This window comes from Mesorhizobium sp. B3-2-1 (genome assembly GCF_006439515.1).
In the GTDB taxonomy this organism is placed as follows: domain Bacteria; phylum Pseudomonadota; class Alphaproteobacteria; order Rhizobiales; family Rhizobiaceae; genus Mesorhizobium.
In genome coordinates this window covers 30,615-49,669 of record NZ_VFTI01000005.1, presented here as the reverse complement: position 1 = coordinate 49,669, position 19,055 = coordinate 30,615, and the positions used below count along the sequence as shown (strand labels likewise).

Genomic DNA, 19,055 nt, shown 5'->3' with positions numbered 1-19,055 from the left:
CCGCGCTCAAGGGCCGTTGTGGGTGCCTTTTATGGCGCCTCCTTCCAGCTTGGTAAAGGGCACGAAGGACAGCGTTCCGCCATTGTAGATGTCGGCGCGCACGACGTTGAACGTGCCGTCCGCTTCCTGGTGCTTGGTTATCTTCAGCACATGCTGCGCACCGGGTGGACCGACCGGGATGACCATCATTCCATTCGCCTTCAACTGCTTCAGCAGCGGCGGCGGAATGTGATCGATGCCACAGGTGACGATGATCTTGTCGAACGGCGCCTCTTCCTGCCAGCCATAATAGCCGTCGGCATTGCGAGTGGTGATCGCCTTGTACTCGGAATAACCTTCCGTGATCAGCCTGTCGTAAAGCGCGCGAGTCCTCGCCGCCAGCGGCTTGATGATCTCGATCGAGAACACCTTGTCGGTGAGGTTGGACAGATAGGCAGATTGGTAACCGGAGCCGGTGCCGATCTCGAGCACCTTGTCGCCAGGGTGTATCTCGAGCGAATTGGTCATGCGCGCGACGCTGTGCGGGCCTGTGATGGTGACGCCGTAGCCGATGTCGAGATAGTGCCATTCATAGGCGCGGCCGCGGTTGGGTCCGGTGACGAACTCCTCCCGCGGCGTCATCAGATAGGCGCGCATGTCGCGCTTGTCCCAAACATCCTTGTGCGTAACCAGTGCCTGGAAGCGATCCCAGCGCTGGCCGAGGAAGCCGGCATCCTCGCCGCGGTTCTTCCTCATCCAGTCGATGAAACCGACGCGGCTGTCCATCGGCGGGATCGCGTTGGGGTCATGGGCGACAGGGACGTTGGCGGCGGCCGGCCGAAGGCCGGTCAGCAGCAGGCCGGCAGCGCCGAGCAGGAATTGCCGGCGCGCCGGGCCGAAGCATGCGTCGCCGGACTTGATCACGAAACGCATCTGTCGGTCGATCCTTCATGGCCGTGAGTGCGCGGCCGAAAATCGTTACAGGCTCAACCAAGCATCGACCCGGTTCGACGGTTTGACAACCGGTCGGCTCATACATTTCGGTAAGGTACGGCGCGAAAGGTGAGGGCGGCTTTGCGCTGATGCGGGCCGCGACAGCTTGCGCGTGTTCCACTACGCCGGCACGTTCACCAGCTGCTCGAGCGTCGCAAGCCTGGCGCGGGCGAGCTTGCGGATCGGCTTTTGGAAACCCTCTTCGCCGGTTTCGACGACGAAGACCAATGTCTTGAAGTCCAGCATGAACTCGTCGATGGCCCGCGCGGTCTGTTCGGACTTGCCCTTGAACCGGCGCAGCAAAGCGTTCGCCTCATCGATATCGTCGACACCGGCACTGTCGATCAGTGCTTCGAGCTTCTGAAAACAATCCAATCGCAATTCCTCCCGCCGCGCCACCAAACTTGCCGTCAGCCGAAAAGTTCCATCGGACCCGAAGATTTGTCGCCGGTTGTCAGCAGATGCACGCGCCCCGCGTTGACGCCCTGCCGCCCGGGCCTAAATTCGAGGCCTTGCGAGGAGCAGCTTTCATGGAAACCCAGGAATTGCATCGCGGCCGGCTCATCGACCACCTCCAGCTCGTGGTACGGGATCTCCCTGCCAGCCGGCGTTTCTACGAGGCGCTCTTCCAGGTGCTTGGTGTCCCGATCGGCGGCGCCGGCGAGGACTATTTCTGGGCCGACGAATTGTTCGTCTCCAGCGCCGACAGCCGGGCGGCACTGGGAAAGCTGACCGGCCGGCATCATCTGGCCTTCCAGGCCAGGGATCACGCCATGGTCGATGCCTTCTACGAAGCCGGGTTGGCGGCCGGCGGCACGGACAATGGCGCGCCGGGCGAGCGGCCCTATCATCCCGGCTATTATGCCGCCTTCCTGCTCGACCCGGACGGCAACAACATCGAGGCCGTCCACCACGGCCCGGCCAACCGGAGTGCGGCCTCCGTGAAGATCACGTTCTAGGTGCGCTCGGCCGGCTGGCGCCACCGCGCCAGGCGAGGCCGGGTGATTCCCATGCCGCATTCCGCGTGTTTTGGAAATCGGACGCCGGGCCGGCGAATCCGGTCGGATTCTTGACCTGGGCGGCACTGAAATTGTCCTGCAAGGCATGGATGTCGCCGTCTCTGGACAAGAGGCAAATCGGTCCCATACGGTGCGGCTTCAGGGAAGACGCGTGCGCGGGAAAGGCCGGTTGCTCGTTGAAAAAGAACGTCTTCTCATCGGTCGACCTGCCGCCGCATCTCGACGACCGCGCGCGCTTCGCGCTCTGGCAGGACATCCATGTCGCGGAGATATGGTCGGTCGAATACGCCATCTCCGGAAACGTGCCGTTCCAGGCGGATATCGAAGCCACCGCCATCGGCCCGCTGGTGCTGGGGCGGATGGCCGGGACGATCAGGCATGCCAGCCGCAAGACACGCAACATCGCCGATGACGGCCGCGACGGCTATCTGCTGCTGGTCAATGACGGCGACACCAGGCTGAGCGGTGTGCAGGCCGGCCGCGACTACGGCATAGGCAGGGGCGAGGGCGCGCTGGTCTCGGCTTCGGAAGCGCTGGACATGACAGGTGGCGACCGTAATGTCTGGACCAATGTCGTGGTGCCCCGCGAAATCCTGGAAAATGCCTTCGCCCATGTCGAGGATCGCCTGGCGCTGACCATCGGCGCCGACAATGAAGCGCTCGACATGCTCAAGCGCTATTGCGGCTTCCTGGAAGCGGGACCGGCATTGCTCTCGCCCGATCTTGTCGCCCACGCCACCGAGACGATCGTCGACCTGATCGGACTGGCGACGGGCGCCAAGGGCGAGATCGCCGAGCTGGCGGGCGTGCGCGGCCTGCGCGCAGCAAGGCTGCAGGCCATCCTGCGGAAGATGCGGGACAACTTCGCCGATCCCGCCATCTCGGCCCAGCACATCGCCCAGCATTTGCGGCTTTCCGCGCGCTACGTCCATGATCTCTTGCAGGAAACGGGCTCCAGTTTCGCCGAGCACATTCTCGAACTGCGCCTGCAGAGAGCCCATCGCATGCTGCGCGACCGGCGCAACGACCGCATGCGGGTCAGCGAGATCGCGCTGTTGAGCGGCTTTTCCGACGTCTCCTATTTCAACCGCTGTTTTGGCCGTCGCTTCGGTTCGACGCCGAGTGGCGCCAGGTAGAGCGATTCATTGCTTCATTGAATCGCTGACCGCTCTACAGCAGGTCGCGGCGTGGGCGGTGTTCGGACGCTATGAATTCGAGCGGAGGAAGTTCGAAACGTCTACCCAGGACATCAGGGCCAACAAGGTGGTCATCGGGCTGCGCGCCAGCTTCGGCAGCGACTCCCTCTTCGACGAGGACCGCAACGGGGCGACCATGGACACCTACTGGCCGGCTTCGGTGATCAACACGAAGTAGGATGGCGGCACGGCTGGAAGGCGCTGCCATGATCGCATCGCAATTGGCTGCATGACTGGAGGCAATTCATTCCGGCCAGCACAAGCGATGACAGCCCATGCCCGAGAATTATCGCGGTGACGCCCGGCAAACCGGCAGCCTCCGCACCGCCCGCCTGCTGCTGCGCCAGCCGGCGGCGGACGATCTTGCGTTCGTGACGCGGCTGTTCGCCCGGCCGGAACTGGTCGCGCATCGGCCCGATCCCAGCCCCGACACGGCGCGGCAAAGCACCGACCGGCTGCTGCGCGACATCGGCCATTGGCGCGAGCATGGATTTGTGCGCTGGGCGATCGAGACCGACGGCGCGCCGGTCGGCTTCGGCGGCGTCACGGTGTCCAAGGAATTCGAGGGGCTCAATCTGTCCTATCATCTGCACCCCGAAAGCTGGGGGCATGGCTATGCCACCGAGGTGGTCCGCGCGGCGCTGGCTTTCGCCTTCGACGACCTGCATGCCGAACGGGTCATAGTACTGGTGCGGACGGCCAATGCCGCCTCGCGACGCGTCCTGGAAAAATGCGGCTTTCGCTTCGAAGGCGAGGTGATGCTGCACGGCGCGCCGACCAATCTCCTCGCTCTCGAAAGAAGGCGGAAGATGGATCGGCTGCCCGAGGAGTCCGCATGAGTTCACCGCCTGAAGTCGTGCCGTTTTTCAGTCAGTGGGAGACGCTCGACATGACGCTGGCGGTGCTCGCCGATGGCGCCGAAGCCGCGTTGCGGCGGGATCCGCTGTGGCAGGGATCAGGTGCTGCTACGCTCGACGAATACGCGGTCTGGGCCGCCAATGTCTGCGGCATGGCGTGTCTCAAGATGATCCTGGCGACGCGTGGCCAGATCGTGCCGACGATCGAGCTGGCAAGGCGGTGCACCGGATATGGCGGCTATGTCGTCAATGAAGGCTCGATCAAGGGCCTGATCTACGCGCCCTTCGTTACCTTCGTGAAGCAGGAATTCGGCATCGAGGCCGAGGTGATGACCAATGTCGCGGCAACCGACATTCCGGCGATCCTGGCGGGGTCGCGCTTCTTCATCGCTTCGGTCAGCAGTTCGATCCGCTGGCCGGAGCGCGAGCCGCCGTCGAAGGGCGGTCATCTGGTGCTGGTCACGGCGGCGTCGCACGACGGTTTTCGCTTTCACAACCCATCCGGCCATACCAGCGCCACACAGGCAAACGCAGTGTTGGCGCCAGCCGATTTCGATCGTTTCTTCGCCAATCGCGGCATTGCCGTCGCCATTTGATTTTCGACAGTTGAGGGATTTCGATGACCGGAAAGATCAGGGTTGCCATCGTGTACGGCGGTCGCTCGGCCGAGCATGACGTGTCGCGGCTGTCGGCGGCCAATGTACTGAAGGCGATCGACCGGAGCCGCTACGAGGTGGTGCCGATCGCCATTTCCAGGGACGGCAGATGGCTGCTTCAGCAGCCGACGTCAGAGGCCGCAGGCGAAGGGGCAGGGGCTCCAGTGTCGGAGGACGGCGTGGAGGTCGCCCTGCTGCCCGGCGGCAAGGGCCGGCTGATCTCGGCGTCGCACAAGGCAACCGACCTGACGCCGGTCGATGTCGTCTTTCCCGTGCTGCACGGTCCGTTCGGCGAGGACGGCTCGGTGCAGGGCTATGCCGAGGTCGCCGATGTCGCCTATGTCGGCTGCGGCATCCTCGCTTCGGCCGCCGCCATGGACAAGGACGTCGCCAAGCGACTGCTGCGCGAAGCCGGCCTTGCCGTCGCCCGCTCGGTCACCGTGCATAGAGGCGATGTCGGTTCGTTCCAGGAAATCGCCGGGGCGCTTGGGTTGCCCTTCTTCGCCAAGCCGGCGCGGCAGGGCTCGTCCTTCGGCGTGAGCAAGGTGGACGACAGGGATGGCTTCACAGAGGCCGTCGAAACGGCTTTCCGCTATGACGGCAAGGTGCTGATAGAGGAGTTCGTCGAAGGCCGCGAGATCGAGTGCTCGGTGTTGCAACGGGCCGATGGCTCGCTGACGGTTTCGCTGCCCGGCGAGATCATCCCGGCTGGCAAGCATGGCTTCTACACCTATGAGGCCAAATATCTCGATGCCGACGGCGCTGTGGTCAAAGTGCCCGCCGACGTCCCCGCCGCGATCGCCGACAGAGCGCGGGACATGGCGGGGCAAGCCTTCAAGGCGCTGGGCTGCGAGGCGATGGCGCGCGTCGACTTCTTCCTGCGCGCCGACGGCTCCCTGCTGATCAACGAGGTCAATACGCTGCCCGGCTTCACCGACATCTCGATGTACGCCAAGGCGCTGGCGGCGATCGGCATCGGCTACAGCGAGGTCATCGACGCGCTGATCGAGCACGCGCTGGCGAGGCATGCGAGGCGCACAGTCTGAAGTCTTCGCCGATCGAGATACAAGCCAGGATGATTCCGGTGTTCGGATCTTTGCGCTCCGAGCGCCTACCGATCGACCATCGCCATGCCGCGCTCGGTGTAGCGCGGGCCGGAGATTTTTCCCGGCGCCAGGGCATCGTCGAGCGCGGCCATTTCGGCGGCGTCGAGTTTCAATGACGCGGCGGCGACGTTTTCCTCCAAATATCTGATCCGCTTGGTGCCGGGGATGGGCACGATGTCGACGCCAAAGCCGTTGCCCTTCTCCAGCAGCCAGGCCAGCGCGACCTGGCCGGGCTTGACGCCGCGGGCCGTGGCGATGTCGCGCACCTTGGCCGCCGCGTCGACATTGGCGTCGTAGTTTTCGCCTTGGTAGCGCGGGTCGTTGCGGCGGTAGTCGCCCTCGGCGTAGTCCTCCGCGCGCTTGACCTCGCCGGTGAGAAAACCGCGGCCGAGTGGCGAGAATGGCACCAGGCCAATGCCGAGTTGCCCGAGCAGCGGGATGATCTCCGGCTCCAGATTGCGCTCCCAGAGCGAATATTCGCTCTGCAACGCCGACACCGGATGCACGGCGTGCGCCCGGCGGATGTTGGCGGCACCTGCCTCCGACAGGCCGAAGAACCGCACCTTGCCTTGGTCGACCAGATCGCCGACAGCGCCCGCGACATCCTCCAGCGGCACCGCGGGGTCGACGCGGTGCTGGTAGAGCAGGTCGATATGATCGGTGGCGAGACGGCCGAGCGAGGCTTCCACGACCTCGCGAATATGCCCGGGCCGGCTATCGACCCCCACCTGTTTGCCGTTTTCGATGAGGAAGCCGAACTTGGTGGCGATGGTCACCTTGTCGCGCTTGCCCTTCAACGCCCGGCCGAGCAGGGCCTCGTTGGTGTACGGGCCATAGACCTCGGCGGTGTCGAGGAACGTGCAGCCGAGTTCGATGGCGCGATGCAGCGTGGCGATGGATTCGGCTTCGTCAGCCGGGCCGTAGGACTGACTCATGCCCATACAGCCGAGACCAATGGCCGAGACCTGCAGCCCCTGGCTGCCGAGCTTGCGTGTGTTGAGGGTCATGGGTGGAGCTCCGTGAGGGAAGGAAGGAGATGACCAGGATCATATAAGGCGCTCGTTCAATTCCCACAGGGTGTTCGGCGCGGTCTCGATGGATAGCATCGGGCATGACGCTGTACGCACCGGCTTCGCCATCAGCTCGCCGGCGGCGTCGCGGCCCCGCCGGGACCGCTCAGTCCAAGTCTGACTATAAGCGCACAGTGCTCACATATTTGAAGCAACGTCGCGGGAGGAGGGCGGCTTTGGCTATTGCATCGAGGCCGATCGACCAAGATCGAGCGGGAGATTGGCACTCTCCTTGCCATTCTCGACGCCATCGTTTCCAGGCCAACCTAGTCCATTGGACCAAGCATCGAATTCGATTGCCGCTCCAATCAATTGGGCAGCCTGCAGGACCAGATGCTCAATGTCCTCGAGGGCGACATTCTCTGCCAGATTCCTGATCCTGATCCTTTCCGCCACCACAGACACGTTGATGATGCCCACTGTCTTGAATGCGGTGCAGACGGTCGAATAGACGTCTTCACGCAGCATGGTGGAATAGTCGTATCGCATCGAAACCTCCCAAAGCGAGTTGGTTTCCTCAAGTCTGCAAGATGCGCCCGATATCGGGGCCTGGCAAGCTAAAACTGAAAAATATATAAATAAAATCAGCACGTTAGTAAAGTTACATGAACGCTCAACCGGAGTTTGATGATCACAGTGCTGCATTCACCCGTTCGCCGCGCTTGACGCAAGATGGGGGACTCCCTAACTGTAAGTGGAATGAGGCAATTACTAACTCGGCGGATTGCACGGGGAGGCGCACATGGCTGAACTAGAACGCCCGGAACGATTGCAGATCATGTTGACCCAGGATGAACTGGCCGCGCTGGAAAACTGGCGTTTCGACAAGCGCATGCCAAGCCGTTCGGCGGCTGTCCGCGAATTGCTGCGGCGTGGCCTTGCCTCAGACGGCTTCCTGATGGCGGAGCTAGGCGCCAAGTCGCAGGAGTTCGGCGTGCTCATGCCCAGTGGCGACGGCAAGGCGCCGCCGGAACAGGCGGAGTGAAACGGGATAAAGTTGTCCATTCTCGCGCCTGCGATTGCCTTGACCGGTTTGCGCCTTATCTGATTGGGAGAAGATGCAATTGCGGATGGCGATGAACGACATTGACGGCAGCGACAGACAGGGGGCGACTGCCGACGCCCGGCTCGCGGCAATTGTCGATTCCTCCTTCGATGCCATCATCAGCAAGGATCTGAACAGCATCATTCAAAGCTGGAACCAGGCGGCGGAACGCATGTTCGGCTACACCGCCGAGGAGGCGATCGGCCAATCCATCCTGATGCTGATCCCCGATCGCCTCAAGAACGAGGAGATCGAGATCATCAGCAAGATTCGCAGCGGCGACCGGGTGGCGAGCTTTGAGACGACGCGCAGGCGCAAGGATGGCGTGCCGATTTCCGTCTCGCTGACGATTTCGCCGATCAAGAACAGCAATGGCGAGATCGTCGGCGCCTCGCAAATCGCCCGCGATATTTCCACCGCCAAGGAGAGCGAGCGCCGGATCAGGCTGCTGATGCGCGAGGTCAACCATCGCGTCAAGAACCAGTTCGCGGTCATCCTGTCGATGGTCAGGGAGACCAGCAAACGTTCGAGCGATCCGCATGAGTTCGAGGAACTGATCCGCGCCCGTATCATGGCGCTGTCGCGCTCGCACGATCTGCTCGTCACCTCGGAATGGGCGGGCGCGAGCCTGTTCGACCTGATCCAGGAACATCTCAAGCCTTTTGGCCGCGAGGAGCAGATCCTGCTCTCCGGCCCGGTCCTGACGCTGCAGTCGAACGCGGTGCAGAATCTTGGCATGGCCTTCCACGAACTGGGCACGAACTCGTCCAAATATGGCGCGCTGGGTAGCGAAGGCGGCCGGGTGGAGATCATCTGGACAATCGACTCCGGGGCGCAAGACCCCGGCTCCGCGGGCGAGCGTGAATTCCAGTTGACCTGGGAGGAGACGTCGACGCCGCATCCCGGCGACCGGCGGGACCAGACCACGCGCAAGGGGTTCGGCACCGTCGTGCTGCAGCGCGTGGCGCCGCAGTCGCTAGGCGGCTCCGCCATTCTGGAGCGGTCGCCCGGCCATCTCAAATGGCGGCTGAGCGCGCCCTTGGCGTCCATCATCGTGGCGCACTCCGGCAGTGAGGCCGACGACGTTTCGCCGGGTTTCGGCATCTAGGATAAATCTGCCGGTCTGGAACGCCGCCCAAATCCGTGCCCAAAATCGTATCAGCTCGACCTACTCGACCAGGATATGCGCCTCGCGCGCGGCCTCGACAAAAGCCTCCCTGGCGACGTCGGTGGGCACGTCGCCGCTCGTTGCCCGGCGGCAGGCGCGCAGCGCGGACTGATGTTTCAGGCTGCCGGCATCGCGCCAATGCGTCGTCAGCAGTTCGATGGCCTGTTGTGTGTTGGACAGGTTGCGGGTGGCTCCGGTAACGCCGACCGAAACCACGACGGGCTTGGAGAACCACGCGGTTTGCATTGGAGCCTGGACCCTGTTGCAGGCATGGAACGCGTTTGGCCGCGCGAGGTTTCATCGCCGCCGATCACTGTAGCGTGATGCTCCCCGGGGCATCTCGCGGCGAAACAAGGTCTAGAGGATGTTGGTCGTCACCTCGACGATGATCGCGGCGCCTTCCAGTCCGCCGTTGGGAACATGCACGACACGCGAGACCCTGAGATCCTGCGGGCTTCCGTCGACCGACAGGGAAACCGTCTCGCCAATGCGCGGCACAGCCTGGAAAGTGGCGTTGGTCGCGTCAGGCCGGTTGTCGATGGATATGCGGCAATTGACGGTCATGGGAATGTCTCCTGTGTCTGGCCATGCCGGCCGTTAACGCCGGGTCCCTGAAATGGTTTCAGGGGGGTCGGGCCAAACCCGAGAGCCTGTCGATGTCTAGCGGTTCGCCAACTGCGAACTTGTCAACGGCCGACAGCTTCGGCTTCCGGGCTTCCTAGTTGTCGGCTCTCGGAACGAAGTAGTTGGTGGTGACCGCATCGCTGCCTATCCCCCGCGTGACTTGAACCGCGGCGTATCCCTCCGGTGGAATCGAGCCGGTCGCCGTCTGGTCGATCTGCTTGCATCGACCGATCATTTCGCCGTTCGGCCACGGTGCCAATCTGACTTCAAGTGCCGCCTGGCATTCCTCCATCGATGGGTAGACGACCGGGCGCGACTCCGTGGGCCGACAGAGCGATGCGCTGCATGAAAGCATAATCATCACCGCCGCGGTTGCCGGATCCATGGAATTCTCCTGTTGGCCGACAATGAACGCGCAATAGGCCGCGAGGTTTCATGCCGGTTACAGGACCGGGCGCTCGCGATGGCCACTCACGTTTTACAAAGGCCCAGCGCTTCGGTCTCTGGGCCTTTGGGGAGAAATGTTGGGAACGTTAAAGGCCAAACGAGGATATCGTCCAAGCGTTTTCGTACCCAAGGCGCGGCTTAGCATTCGTTGCGTCGGTCTGGGTCGATGTGGCGGTTCCCGTTGCATTGCAGTCCAATTTTGCCGCCACTGCCGCCTTGATCGACAGACGAGCACATGCCTTGTCAGCGGTGACTCTTGCCTTTTTTCCATGCGCCGCAGCGACACTCGACCCGGCGAGGACTAGCGCCAGGCAAACAAAGGCGATCTTCATCAGGATCTCCTATTTTAGTATCGGCGAATTTAAAGTTAACGTAACGTTAACTTGCCGTCAATCGCGAGCGAGGTCCTGGGCGGAAGCCACCTTCCTCCTGCCCGGCAGGATCACGGCCGGTTCTTACCTGTCCCGGATTGTGTCCGAATTGATGGGAGAGGATCGGGAGCGACCCGACCAGATTCCGTTCACGCTAGGTTGATTGAGATCATCTGCTTGGTTCCCGCTCATGGGCTCGAACCACGATTCACGCCTTCAAAGGGCGCTGTCCTACCATTAGACGAAGCGGGAGAAGCAGGACGTTATGGCGCCCAGGCAGCTTGCGGTCAATTCGGGAAATTGTTGACCGGTTCTTCGCAGCGATAGACCGGGCAGTCACCGTCACGGGACGGGATATAGGCCGACATCGGCACTTCAGGCCAGTCGCACTCGTTGCCGAACTGCCTGACATAGCGGTCATAGGTGTTGGGGCCGGTGGTCAGCACCACGGCACGGTGGCTCTGGATCATGGCCCGGATCTCGCCGCAGTTCATGGAGCGGCTGTCGGGCCGGGCATCGGCCAGTCCGGTCGCCGCGAGCACGACGCCCATCGCCGTCAACAGGGTCGGAATACGAGCGGACATGGAGGTTCTCTTTGGTTTGACACGATTGCGCGCGCAGCCGGTCCGGATTAGCGCTGGAATGACCGCATCCATTGTCGCACACAACCCGCATCGTGTCCGTTGGTTCCGCGACAGGCCGTGCGGCGTGCGCCTTCGGGCGCGGCGCCGGCGGCCGCGCAACCAAATCGGGCGTCGCGCATTGCTGGGCATGGACGGCAGGAAGCCTTACGAAACACCGCAATGGCGGCCCGGAAACGAGGGCCGTAAGGCGATGTGCTGTTCCTTCTGCGGCGGCCGAGACCATGGTTTCGAGGAGTGTCCGCGAAGATCCGATCCTTGCCGGCCTGGTGAACCCGACGGCGAGTCTACATCGGAGGAATCAGCCGGCTGATCCGAGGTGGCCGTGGCGGTGGCTAACCGGCCCCCGCCTTGACCTTGCCGAAGAAATCGATCAGCGCGGCAGCCGTTTGCCCGGGCGCTTCTTCGGGAAAGAAATGTCCGCCTGACATCGCGTGGCCATGCACGTCGTCAGCCCAGTTCCGCCATAGCGCCAGCGGTCCGCCTTCGCCGGCATACCATTCGGCGAGCGCGCCTTGCCCGCTCCACAAGGCCAGAACCGGGCAGGCGATGCGTCGGCCGGCGGCCTTGTCCGCCCGGTCGTGTTCACGGTCGAGCGTTGCCGCCGCCCGGTATTCCTCGCAGATCGCGTGGATATGGGCGGGATCGCGCAAGGCATCGATATAGGCTTGGCGGATGCCGGCGGGAAAGACATCGGGCGACGAACCCCAGCCGCCCAGCGCATTGTCGATGATGGCATCGGCGGCGCCCGCCAGCATCTTTTCCGGCAAGGGCTCGGGCTGCGCCAGCAACGACCACGGCCAGTAGCCGAGGGCCAGCCGGGCATCGGCCCGGTCCCAGGCGTCGGCCGTGGGCACGATGTCGAGCACGGCGAGTTTCTCGATACGATCGGGATGATCGAGCGCCAGGCGGTAGGCGACACGCCCGCCGCGGTCATGGCCGGCGACCATGAAGGAGGTAAAGCCGAGTTCCGCCATCATCGCCACCATGTCCGACGCCATGGCCCGCTTGGCATAGGGCGCATGATCGGCGCTCGATGCCGGGCAGGCGCTGCGGCCATAGCCGCGCAGGTCGGCGCATATGACGGTGAAACGCTCGGCGAGCACCGGCGCAATATCGCGCCACATCAGATGGGTTTGCGGAAAGCCGTGCAACAAAAGCACCGCCGGTCCGCCACCCGCGCTGCGCACGAAGATGTCGGCGTCCCCGATGTCGACGTCCATGGCTTGGAAATGCTCGAACATGGCCGGCCTCCGGCACAGGCAACGGTTGGAGAACGGGGTTGGTTGCAGCGCCTTTTGCGCAAGCGACGGCTATTTGCGCCGCCGACAACAAGTGGTCCCGGGCTGTGGAAGAGGGCGACAAGAAAGCCGCACCGGCTCCAACGGCCGGTCCCGCGAACAGCCCTCTCTTCGCCAACCTTGGGGCCAACCCTTGGGGCCAACCCTTGGAGCCAACCCTGTGGGCCAACCTTTTGGGCCGACGGGCGTTGTCCCCATGAAGGGAAAGGCCGCCGCGGGCGGCTGTTCAACGAAGGAGGCCGAGATGAAACCTCTCGCCATTGCGTCATGCGCCATGATGCTGGCCCTGGCGGTGCCGGCCGCGGCACAGGCGGCTCAGCAGGCGCTGGACCAGCAAGCCGACAGAAGCCGGGCACAAACGGATCAGGGCGGCAAGCAGCAGCCCGGCGGCGGCGGCCTGAGCGAAAAGCTCAACGATTGCGGCGGCGTGTAGAAGCCGCCGGCCACCGGCGACCAGGGCATGGCCGCGCCGGCGCCCGACGAAGGCAAGACGCCGATAATCAAGCCGGGCGAAGTGCCGCCCCAGCCCCCCAAGCAGTAGAGCTTGTCAGGCAACATTGCCATCGCGGCAGCGGAACCTCGCGGATCAGGAGACGTTTCTATGGCAAAACCGGACCCGGGAAGGATGAGGATGTGAAAGATATTGCCAGGATCGCTACGTTGCTTGTCTCTATTGCCGCCGTGATCGTGCTGATGCTGATGGCGCCGAAGAGCGTCGGCTTCGAGAGCTCCCACCCGATCGTGGACGGTGATCTGCCCACACAATGATCGAAGCTGGGATCGAACCCAGTTCCGCAAAGCAGGCGAGTACCCCTGCTTTTGTGGACTTGCTTGACTTACCTGACCAGAAGGCCGGCGTGCTCGCACAGCGCGGTGAAGGCCTCCTGCGCCTGCGCCGCGCTTTCATCGTTCTCCAGCGCCGACTCGACCTTTCCGCGCGCGGCCTGGTAGAAAGGGCCGCGCTTGGCGTGTGGCCAGTCGATCAGGATTTCACTGGCGTCTTGAAGCGTGGCCACCTCACGGATCGTGTCCGAGCCATGCGGCTTGACCCGCAGCGGTGTCGACAGCATCAAATCGGCCATTGTTTTTCCCGCTATTGGAGAATGCGCGCCTCGCGCGCGGCGTCGATCATCGCCCGCATCGCCTTTTCCGGCGGCGCCCAGCCATCCAGCGCATCGCGGCAGCTGCGCAGTGCAGCCCGGTAGCGCCGGCCTCGGCCGGCCGGCCAGTCACCGAGGCATTCCAGCCCCTCCCAGGCGCTGCGCACCACGCGCTCCCGCCCGTGGAAGAACTTCAAGCGGATCGGTCGGGGAAACATCTTGTCGTTCAACGGTCGTCTCCATGAATCGTGCATGTCGGCCAAGACCCGGGCAGGACCATGCACAGAGGAAGCCGCGGATAACGTCGCCGCCAGGGGAGGGTTCCAAGCCCGAACGATCAATTTTCAATCTGCTTTCAGTCGCGCGCGACGGCGTCCGACAACGGCCTGGGCACGGGCAAATCCGCGCCCTGCGCCTGTGGCCGGTCATGCTCGAACTGCTCGGCGTCGGGCAAGGCATGCAGCCAGGGTTCGCGCCGGCCGGTCCACAATTCATATTGCGGTGCCAGGTCCGTCGGTGCGACGTCGAGGCTGCCGAGCATCACCTCGGCCTCGTTGTCGTCGACCCAGGCGAGGCGGCTGCCGCAGGTCGGGCAAAAGCTGCGTGTGCCGTAGCTGGCCACTTCGCCCGATGTCTCGAAGGCATCGCGCGGCCAGATGGCAAAGGCCGAATAGACCGAACCGCCCGCCTTGCGGCAGTCCTTGCAGTGGCAAAGACCAACCCGCGACGGCTGGCCGGTGACGACGAACTGCACGCCGCCGCACAGGCAGCTACCGGTCCTGCGTGTTGTCTCGGACATGGTTGCGCCCTCCGTTTTCGCCTGCATGGCTTTGTCAGTTTGGCATGCCACGAGCCGACAGATGTTCGTCCGCCATTTCGTTGGCCAGAAACCGGGAAAAAGACATCCTGTTCGCCGGGCCCGGTTGACGCGGCACACGGCATCCCCAACGCGACGCCGGCGAAATGGTTGCCGCCTCGCGGCCCTTTCTATCCGCGCGCGGCCATGTGGTTGTCGAGCTTCTTGCGCGAAGGACCGTAGCGCTTGATGATGGTCTGGGCCTCGCTCTGCGGAATGCCGTATTTGCGCGCGAAGTCGGCGACCTCGTAAGTCTCCTCGCTCGAGACCAGCTTGCGGTCCTGTTTGGTCTTCGATTTGTCGTCGGGCATGTCGGGCCTCACTTTCTGTAAGCCGCATGGTCGCGCGGACGCCTAGATGTCGCGGTCAGACATAACACGGATCGGCCATGCTGGTTCCATGGCGGGTGGCGGTGACCGGCAGCCCTTACCGCCGGCCCGGTTCAGGCCGATGGAGGGGCCGGGTCGGCGCTGTGGCTGTCGGTCGCGCCGCATTCGGCGCAGGGCGCGCTGGCGCCGGGGCAGCCGCGGTAATGCGTGCCGGCGGGACAGCAAAGGCCGTTGGAACTCGTCCAGCGCGGGCACTGGAAAACCTGTCCGGTGCCGCCGCAGCCATCGCACTCCAGAACCGGTGACCTGACCAGATAGGACTTCGTCCCCAAGCTGATACTTGCGCCCAAACTCAACCCGCCCAAAATTACTGCACAGGACACGCCGTGCATTAGCCCCGGCTAACGATATCACGTTGCTGGTTACGGACAAGTTTCAGCATCGTTAATCGTTCGTGAACGCCTGGCGCGTGTCGCGGCGGCCGGCAAACCGGGAGGAAAATCGCGGGTCCATGAAAAATCGCTGGCCATGAAAAATCACTGGCAGATGTCGGATCCGCGCTCGGCGGCGCGTCCTTGGGGCTGATGAAACTGGAGGAATACAACCATGTCTCAAATCGCAGAATCGCCGTGGCAGACCGCGGCCCTTCTCGTTGCCCGCGTGATCTTCGCCGCCGTCTTCCTGATGGCGGTGACCTTCAAGTTCATGGGCATGGAGGCCACGGCGGGCTATATCGGGGCCGCCGGTTTCCCGTTCCCGCTCTTCCTCGCCTGGTGCGCGGCGATCCTGGAGGTGACGCTGGTGCTGTGTTTGCTCAGCGGTGCCTTCTTTTCGCAGGCCGCCCTGGTCGCCGCCGCCTATGTGCTGTTCCTGGCCTTTGCCTTCCACGGACCCAGCCACTGGACCGGCAACCAGGCCGAGTTCGGCTTCTTCGTCGACCATTTCTCGTTCCTGGCCGGGCTGCTGTTCGCGGCGGTCCACGGACCGGGAAGAATTCTGGCGCTGAACCTGGGATGGCCGGGCAGGGCATAGGCCCGCCCGGGGCAGGGCATGACGCTCGCCGGGGCAGGGCGTAAGGAGGGCCTTACATCTGATCGTTATAAGGCTCCTTCATCTGGCCGACCATGCGGGCCAGCTTCGAAAAGGACGGCATGTCCGCCTCCGGCTGGCACTGGTTGGCAAGTTCCAGCAGCCGGATCGGAAAATTGACGGCGTCGCGGCTCGACGCCGACATGCCTCCGGACCGCTCCTCGCCGGTTTCCGAGGCCTCGGCCTTGCGCAGCGCGATATCGATCTCCTCCGATGTGAGCACCCCCTTTTTGACCAGGACTTGGTTGATCGAGGCGACGGCCATCAGCAGACCTTCGAGTTGCAGGTTGGCGACGTTCATGGATTGCTCCCTCCATTGATCGCAGTGGAAACGCGTCAGCGGCGTTTCCGATCCCAGGACGCCGGTCGGCCGGAAGCGTCTACTCCTGCGTCAGGCGCTCGCCATATTCGCGCCACAGCGCCCTGACCTCCAGGCTGCCGAGGCGCGGGATCGAAGGATCGCCGCAGTCTATGGCAACGGTGCCGATGTCGTAGTTGGGGTAAGCGCCGGCGACGAAGCGGATCGCTTCGCCAAGCGAGTGCACCCGGATGATCGGATCCGCCTGGCCCTGACCAGTGCTGCGCACACCGGAAACCGTAGCCGGAGCGTGCCGCATCCTGAAGACGGATGCCATGGCTGGTCTGTCCATCGTCCTCTCCACAAGGCCGTGCGACGGGAATCATTCCATGAGCTGGCGCTGATGATTTCACAGGAACCGGCTGATGAAAAGCCGGGTGGATGTCAGGGCCGGCGTCATGCTCTTTCGGTCGAATGTGAATTTTTTCCTAGAAACGCGTTGACCCGGTGAGGGCAGCCATGCTACATATTCGTCCATGGTGCTGATTTGCGCCAACGACCCGCCACCAAGGCGGGTTTTTTTGGCCTGCTATTTTCCGTACTTCGAGACGTCCCGGTCGTCAGTCGAAGGTTGAGATCGGGATTCGCTTGACGACCTGAAAAACCGGTTCCTTGGCCGACAAGACATCAAGGCATGTCCAGCCGGTCAAGAAGCGATAGTGTGTCGCCGGGTGCTGCGTGAACTTCCACGTCTCCGACTGTGTCTTCTCAAAGGTAGCTCCTTCGACCCGATATGCGAAGTGGTGGGGAACGAGACCTTCCTTGGGCGCGCCCTCATTCTCGGTATTCAGGGGCATTTCATCGAGAATGCGGATGATCACCGAATGATTGGCGAACAGCACACGCAAGACATTGTGTTCGTCGCCGGGGATTGTGAAGTCCGCGACGACCGTGTCATCTGTCCAGCGCAATTCGCGCAGGTCGCTTTGGACGCAATCTATTTCCGGGGTCACGCTGATAGGATGGTATCGAGGCAATTGGTGCTTTCTATCCGGTCTTTGCACTTGGCCATGGCGACGCCGCCTTTGTGACTGAACCCTATTTTGCGAACCTTCAAGAGACAATCCCATGGCACGCTACGCCACCATCATCACCGGCGATGACGGCCTTGAGGTCGTCAGCGCCATCGGCGAATTCGAGGGCGCGGGACCGCAGGCGCGGCTCGGCCGTGTCGAGCAAGTGGCGCCCGGCGTGCTGATCGGCATGGTGCGGGACGAGGCCGGCGGGTTCAACTTTCCGCTGGCAGGCATCGACTGCCGCGCTGTCGGTCTTGTCATAGCCAGGCTCAAGGCGCGGGCCAATGCTGCAAAACCATCAAGCGCTGCAAAACCTGCCGGAAGGCCGAAGCGCGCCAAGCGGGCCGGGAAGAAGTCCGCTCGCTCGAAGAAGGCGGTCCGGCAAACCAGATCGGCGTCGCCGAAGGCGGCGGCCGGCGATGCCTTGGGGTAAGCCGATGGCCGACGAAACCGATGCCGAGCCGTCGCGCGCCAAGGTAAGGTCGGCGAGGCGCAAACCCGCCAGCCCGGCAGCCGCGAAGAGACCTCGCCCGAAGCGGATGAAGAAGACACTGGGCGACGATTTTCTTGCCGCCGTGCGCGCCGATTTTCGCGCCCACGGCGCCGGCGTCCTCGCCGAGGTGCGGGCCGACAAGCCGGACCAATATCTCAAGATCGTGCTTTCGGTGCTGCCCAAGGACATCGATGTCGCCATCAACCAACTGGACATGCTCTCGGATATATTGTTCGAGGTGATCGTGCGGAAGTTCAGGCCAGCTGGGGAGGAATGATTCTGGGCCTTGCCTGGCGTTGAGAATCTGCGGCTCGGTCGAGCCAAAGCCCGCCTTGGCTCGCGCCGGGGCGGGCTTTTTGCGTTTGTGGCTTCTGAGGTGGCCCAAGGCGCGTTTGAATGGATCGAGGCGACGCGCGCTCAGGTCTTCATCTTCATGTCTGCCGTTCTCCCGGTGCCCGGCGGGCTTGCGTGACATGCCTCAGGCCAGAATGTTGACGGCTCGAGCCGCGACAAGCGCGATCGTCAGCAGTGAGATCATGGCCTCGCCCATCATGAGCAGCTTGGCGCGTTGGGAGAGCGGCAACGTGTCGGTTGGCGAAAACGCCGTTGCATTGGTGAAGGCGAGGAAGAAATAATCGACGAAGCCCGGCAGCCAGTCGCGGATTTCGCGGTCGCTCAGGGTCATTTGCGGAAACAGGAAATCGGCATGGGCGCGTGTGACGAGGCCGCAGGTCGGCGGCCCGCCCCGGTCGGTGCTCCAGAACCACAAGGCGAAGACGATGACGTTGGTTATCCAGATGTTGAGCGCGTCGACCAGCAGCGTCTGGCCGCTGGAGCCGGCGTGGCCGGCCAGCAAGGCACGCACCAGGAACACCAGGGAGCCGCAGTTCATGACGCTGACGACGCCGGTCATCACCAGAGCCGTCCTACGGATCATGACTCGAAACCGGCCAACCAGGTACCAGTGCTCCTCCTCGACCGCTTTCTGGGTGGCGGCCTGCGTCCAGGCGGTGGCCACGGACAGGGGTACGAGCAGGGCGGCCTCCAGCCCCGGCGCCAGCCAGCGTGGGCCGAACGAAAGATCGTTGATCACCAGAAGCTGCAGGCAGATGATGACGAGGACCGCCGCGCGCGCCAGCCAGAAGTCGAGCGCGCGGTGGTGGATGACGGCATGCTGGTGACGCATCGAGTATCCGGGATGTTCAAGTGGGATCAGTGTGCGGGCTGTTCTGCCCGGTGTCGGCAATGAGAGGACGTAGTTCCTGCTCAATCTTGGCCTTGCAATGACCTGCAAGTATACTTTTTGGTAAGCTTTGATGTTGGGACTGTTCGGCAAACCAG

At 63.3% G+C, this 19,055-nt stretch carries 31 protein-coding genes and 1 tRNA gene; 13 read left to right on the top strand and 19 right to left on the bottom strand.

From position 1 onward, the window contains the following. Positions 1 to 6: 6 nt before the first annotated feature. Both FJW08_RS06820 and FJW08_RS06815 read right to left on the bottom strand, forming a co-directional pair. Positions 7 to 912 (bottom strand): protein-L-isoaspartate O-methyltransferase, encoded by a 906-nt coding sequence (locus FJW08_RS06820; protein WP_210241178.1) that lies wholly within the window; start codon positions 910 to 912, stop codon positions 7 to 9. Between the two features lie 180 nt (positions 913 to 1,092). Further along, positions 1,093 to 1,347, bottom strand: a complete 255-nt coding sequence (locus FJW08_RS06815) for a hypothetical protein (RefSeq protein ID WP_246682238.1) — start codon at positions 1,345 to 1,347, stop codon at positions 1,093 to 1,095. Positions 1,348 to 1,502: 155 nt separating this feature from the next. Between FJW08_RS06815 and FJW08_RS06810 the strand changes: the two genes are divergently transcribed. From FJW08_RS06810 to FJW08_RS06785, 6 genes are all read left to right on the top strand, one after another. Further along, a complete protein-coding gene (locus FJW08_RS06810; RefSeq protein WP_140809843.1) occupies positions 1,503 to 1,931 on the top strand; it encodes a VOC family protein in 429 nt (142 codons plus the stop codon). A 236-nt stretch (positions 1,932 to 2,167) separates the two neighbouring features. Then, the gene (locus tag FJW08_RS06805; protein WP_140809841.1) at positions 2,168 to 3,127 is read left to right on the top strand and encodes an AraC family transcriptional regulator; all 960 of its coding nucleotides are present in this window, start codon (positions 2,168 to 2,170) and stop codon (positions 3,125 to 3,127) included. 58 nt (positions 3,128 to 3,185) lie between these two features. Beyond that, the gene (locus FJW08_RS06800) at positions 3,186 to 3,365 is read left to right on the top strand and encodes a hypothetical protein (RefSeq protein ID WP_140809839.1); all 180 of its coding nucleotides are present in this window, start codon (positions 3,186 to 3,188) and stop codon (positions 3,363 to 3,365) included. A gap of 97 nt (positions 3,366 to 3,462) precedes the next feature. Continuing rightward, a complete protein-coding gene (locus FJW08_RS06795) occupies positions 3,463 to 4,026 on the top strand; it encodes a GNAT family N-acetyltransferase (RefSeq protein ID WP_140809838.1) in 564 nt (187 codons plus the stop codon). Beyond that, the gene (locus tag FJW08_RS06790; protein WP_140809836.1) at positions 4,023 to 4,640 is read left to right on the top strand and encodes a C39 family peptidase; all 618 of its coding nucleotides are present in this window, start codon (positions 4,023 to 4,025) and stop codon (positions 4,638 to 4,640) included. Before FJW08_RS06795 ends, FJW08_RS06790 begins: the two co-directional genes overlap by 4 nt. Before the next feature lie 23 nt (positions 4,641 to 4,663). Then, on the top strand, positions 4,664 to 5,746 hold the full coding sequence (locus FJW08_RS06785; protein ID WP_140809834.1) for a D-alanine--D-alanine ligase family protein: 1,083 nt from the start codon (positions 4,664 to 4,666) through the stop codon (positions 5,744 to 5,746). A gap of 65 nt (positions 5,747 to 5,811) precedes the next feature. Here the strand turns inward: FJW08_RS06785 and FJW08_RS06780 are convergent, their stop codons facing one another. Both FJW08_RS06780 and FJW08_RS06775 read right to left on the bottom strand, forming a co-directional pair. Further along, positions 5,812 to 6,813 (bottom strand): aldo/keto reductase, encoded by a 1,002-nt coding sequence (locus FJW08_RS06780; protein WP_140809832.1) that lies wholly within the window; start codon positions 6,811 to 6,813, stop codon positions 5,812 to 5,814. Between the two features lie 243 nt (positions 6,814 to 7,056). After that, positions 7,057 to 7,365, bottom strand: coding sequence for a hypothetical protein (locus tag FJW08_RS06775; RefSeq protein WP_140809830.1), 309 nt, complete (start codon positions 7,363 to 7,365; stop codon positions 7,057 to 7,059). Between the two features lie 253 nt (positions 7,366 to 7,618). Here FJW08_RS06775 and FJW08_RS06770 point away from each other — a divergent pair, with 253 nt between their 5' ends. Both FJW08_RS06770 and FJW08_RS06765 read left to right on the top strand, forming a co-directional pair. Beyond that, positions 7,619 to 7,861 (top strand): hypothetical protein, encoded by a 243-nt coding sequence (locus FJW08_RS06770; RefSeq protein ID WP_140809828.1) that lies wholly within the window; start codon positions 7,619 to 7,621, stop codon positions 7,859 to 7,861. A gap of 91 nt (positions 7,862 to 7,952) precedes the next feature. Further along, entirely contained in the window at positions 7,953 to 9,029 is a 1,077-nt protein-coding gene (locus tag FJW08_RS06765; protein WP_140809826.1) for a PAS domain S-box protein, read from the top strand. Positions 9,030 to 9,089: 60 nt separating this feature from the next. Here FJW08_RS06765 and FJW08_RS06760 read toward each other — a convergent pair whose 3' ends face one another. From FJW08_RS06760 to FJW08_RS06730, 7 genes are all read right to left on the bottom strand, one after another. Next, positions 9,090 to 9,335 (bottom strand): DUF982 domain-containing protein, encoded by a 246-nt coding sequence (locus tag FJW08_RS06760; RefSeq protein ID WP_140809824.1) that lies wholly within the window; start codon positions 9,333 to 9,335, stop codon positions 9,090 to 9,092. A 111-nt stretch (positions 9,336 to 9,446) separates the two neighbouring features. Then, complete coding sequence (locus tag FJW08_RS06755; RefSeq protein WP_140763476.1) at positions 9,447 to 9,653, bottom strand: hypothetical protein; 207 nt, start codon at positions 9,651 to 9,653, stop codon at positions 9,447 to 9,449. 154 nt (positions 9,654 to 9,807) lie between these two features. Further along, a complete protein-coding gene (locus FJW08_RS06750) occupies positions 9,808 to 10,098 on the bottom strand; it encodes a hypothetical protein (RefSeq protein WP_140809822.1) in 291 nt (96 codons plus the stop codon). 148 nt (positions 10,099 to 10,246) lie between these two features. Beyond that, on the bottom strand, positions 10,247 to 10,492 hold the full coding sequence (locus FJW08_RS06745; RefSeq protein WP_140809820.1) for a hypothetical protein: 246 nt from the start codon (positions 10,490 to 10,492) through the stop codon (positions 10,247 to 10,249). 217 nt (positions 10,493 to 10,709) lie between these two features. Continuing rightward, positions 10,710 to 10,783, bottom strand: a tRNA-Gln gene (locus FJW08_RS06740). Positions 10,784 to 10,818: 35 nt separating this feature from the next. After that, positions 10,819 to 11,115: a hypothetical protein gene (locus tag FJW08_RS06735; protein WP_181182851.1), complete on the bottom strand. Its 297-nt coding sequence runs from the start codon at positions 11,113 to 11,115 to the stop codon at positions 10,819 to 10,821. Positions 11,116 to 11,507: 392 nt separating this feature from the next. Continuing rightward, positions 11,508 to 12,416, bottom strand: coding sequence for an alpha/beta hydrolase (locus FJW08_RS06730; protein WP_140809818.1), 909 nt, complete (start codon positions 12,414 to 12,416; stop codon positions 11,508 to 11,510). 253 nt (positions 12,417 to 12,669) lie between these two features. Here FJW08_RS06730 and FJW08_RS33350 point away from each other — a divergent pair, with 253 nt between their 5' ends. Together FJW08_RS33350 and FJW08_RS33230 are read left to right on the top strand one after the other, a co-directional pair. Further along, a complete protein-coding gene (locus tag FJW08_RS33350; protein WP_348642655.1) occupies positions 12,670 to 12,906 on the top strand; it encodes a hypothetical protein in 237 nt (78 codons plus the stop codon). A 200-nt stretch (positions 12,907 to 13,106) separates the two neighbouring features. Beyond that, on the top strand, positions 13,107 to 13,241 hold the full coding sequence (locus tag FJW08_RS33230) for a hypothetical protein (RefSeq protein WP_263489072.1): 135 nt from the start codon (positions 13,107 to 13,109) through the stop codon (positions 13,239 to 13,241). Between the two features lie 68 nt (positions 13,242 to 13,309). On the opposite strand, the gene FJW08_RS06720 is transcribed toward FJW08_RS33230, so the two are convergent. The 4 genes from FJW08_RS06720 to FJW08_RS06705 form a co-directional block, all read right to left on the bottom strand. Continuing rightward, positions 13,310 to 13,555 (bottom strand): DUF982 domain-containing protein, encoded by a 246-nt coding sequence (locus tag FJW08_RS06720; protein WP_140809816.1) that lies wholly within the window; start codon positions 13,553 to 13,555, stop codon positions 13,310 to 13,312. Positions 13,556 to 13,566: 11 nt separating this feature from the next. Beyond that, positions 13,567 to 13,803 carry a DUF982 domain-containing protein gene (locus FJW08_RS06715; protein WP_140763463.1) on the bottom strand — a complete coding sequence of 79 codons (237 nt, stop codon included), beginning with the start codon at positions 13,801 to 13,803 and terminating at the stop codon, positions 13,567 to 13,569. Positions 13,804 to 13,928: 125 nt separating this feature from the next. Continuing rightward, on the bottom strand, positions 13,929 to 14,372 hold the full coding sequence (locus tag FJW08_RS06710; protein WP_140809814.1) for a GFA family protein: 444 nt from the start codon (positions 14,370 to 14,372) through the stop codon (positions 13,929 to 13,931). A gap of 188 nt (positions 14,373 to 14,560) precedes the next feature. After that, positions 14,561 to 14,740 (bottom strand): DUF3606 domain-containing protein, encoded by a 180-nt coding sequence (locus FJW08_RS06705; RefSeq protein ID WP_140763456.1) that lies wholly within the window; start codon positions 14,738 to 14,740, stop codon positions 14,561 to 14,563. Between the two features lie 624 nt (positions 14,741 to 15,364). Here FJW08_RS06705 and FJW08_RS06700 point away from each other — a divergent pair. Beyond that, positions 15,365 to 15,790 (top strand): DoxX family protein, encoded by a 426-nt coding sequence (locus FJW08_RS06700; protein ID WP_140809812.1) that lies wholly within the window; start codon positions 15,365 to 15,367, stop codon positions 15,788 to 15,790. Between the two features lie 52 nt (positions 15,791 to 15,842). On the opposite strand, the gene FJW08_RS06695 is transcribed toward FJW08_RS06700, so the two are convergent. From FJW08_RS06695 to FJW08_RS32870, 3 genes are all read right to left on the bottom strand, one after another. Next, on the bottom strand, positions 15,843 to 16,148 hold the full coding sequence (locus FJW08_RS06695; RefSeq protein ID WP_140809810.1) for a hypothetical protein: 306 nt from the start codon (positions 16,146 to 16,148) through the stop codon (positions 15,843 to 15,845). 79 nt (positions 16,149 to 16,227) lie between these two features. After that, a complete protein-coding gene (locus FJW08_RS06690) occupies positions 16,228 to 16,497 on the bottom strand; it encodes a hypothetical protein (RefSeq protein ID WP_140809808.1) in 270 nt (89 codons plus the stop codon). 268 nt (positions 16,498 to 16,765) lie between these two features. Beyond that, entirely contained in the window at positions 16,766 to 17,158 is a 393-nt protein-coding gene (locus FJW08_RS32870) for a hypothetical protein (protein ID WP_246682237.1), read from the bottom strand. A gap of 115 nt (positions 17,159 to 17,273) precedes the next feature. Between FJW08_RS32870 and FJW08_RS06680 the strand changes: the two genes are divergently transcribed. Beyond that, complete coding sequence (locus FJW08_RS06680; protein WP_140809806.1) at positions 17,274 to 17,654, top strand: hypothetical protein; 381 nt, start codon at positions 17,274 to 17,276, stop codon at positions 17,652 to 17,654. A gap of 4 nt (positions 17,655 to 17,658) precedes the next feature. Then, on the top strand, positions 17,659 to 17,991 hold the full coding sequence (locus FJW08_RS06675) for a hypothetical protein (protein WP_140763445.1): 333 nt from the start codon (positions 17,659 to 17,661) through the stop codon (positions 17,989 to 17,991). A 201-nt stretch (positions 17,992 to 18,192) separates the two neighbouring features. On the opposite strand, the gene FJW08_RS06670 is transcribed toward FJW08_RS06675, so the two are convergent. After that, the gene (locus FJW08_RS06670; RefSeq protein WP_140809804.1) at positions 18,193 to 18,900 is read right to left on the bottom strand and encodes a hypothetical protein; all 708 of its coding nucleotides are present in this window, start codon (positions 18,898 to 18,900) and stop codon (positions 18,193 to 18,195) included. Positions 18,901 to 19,055: the final 155 nt, after the last annotated feature.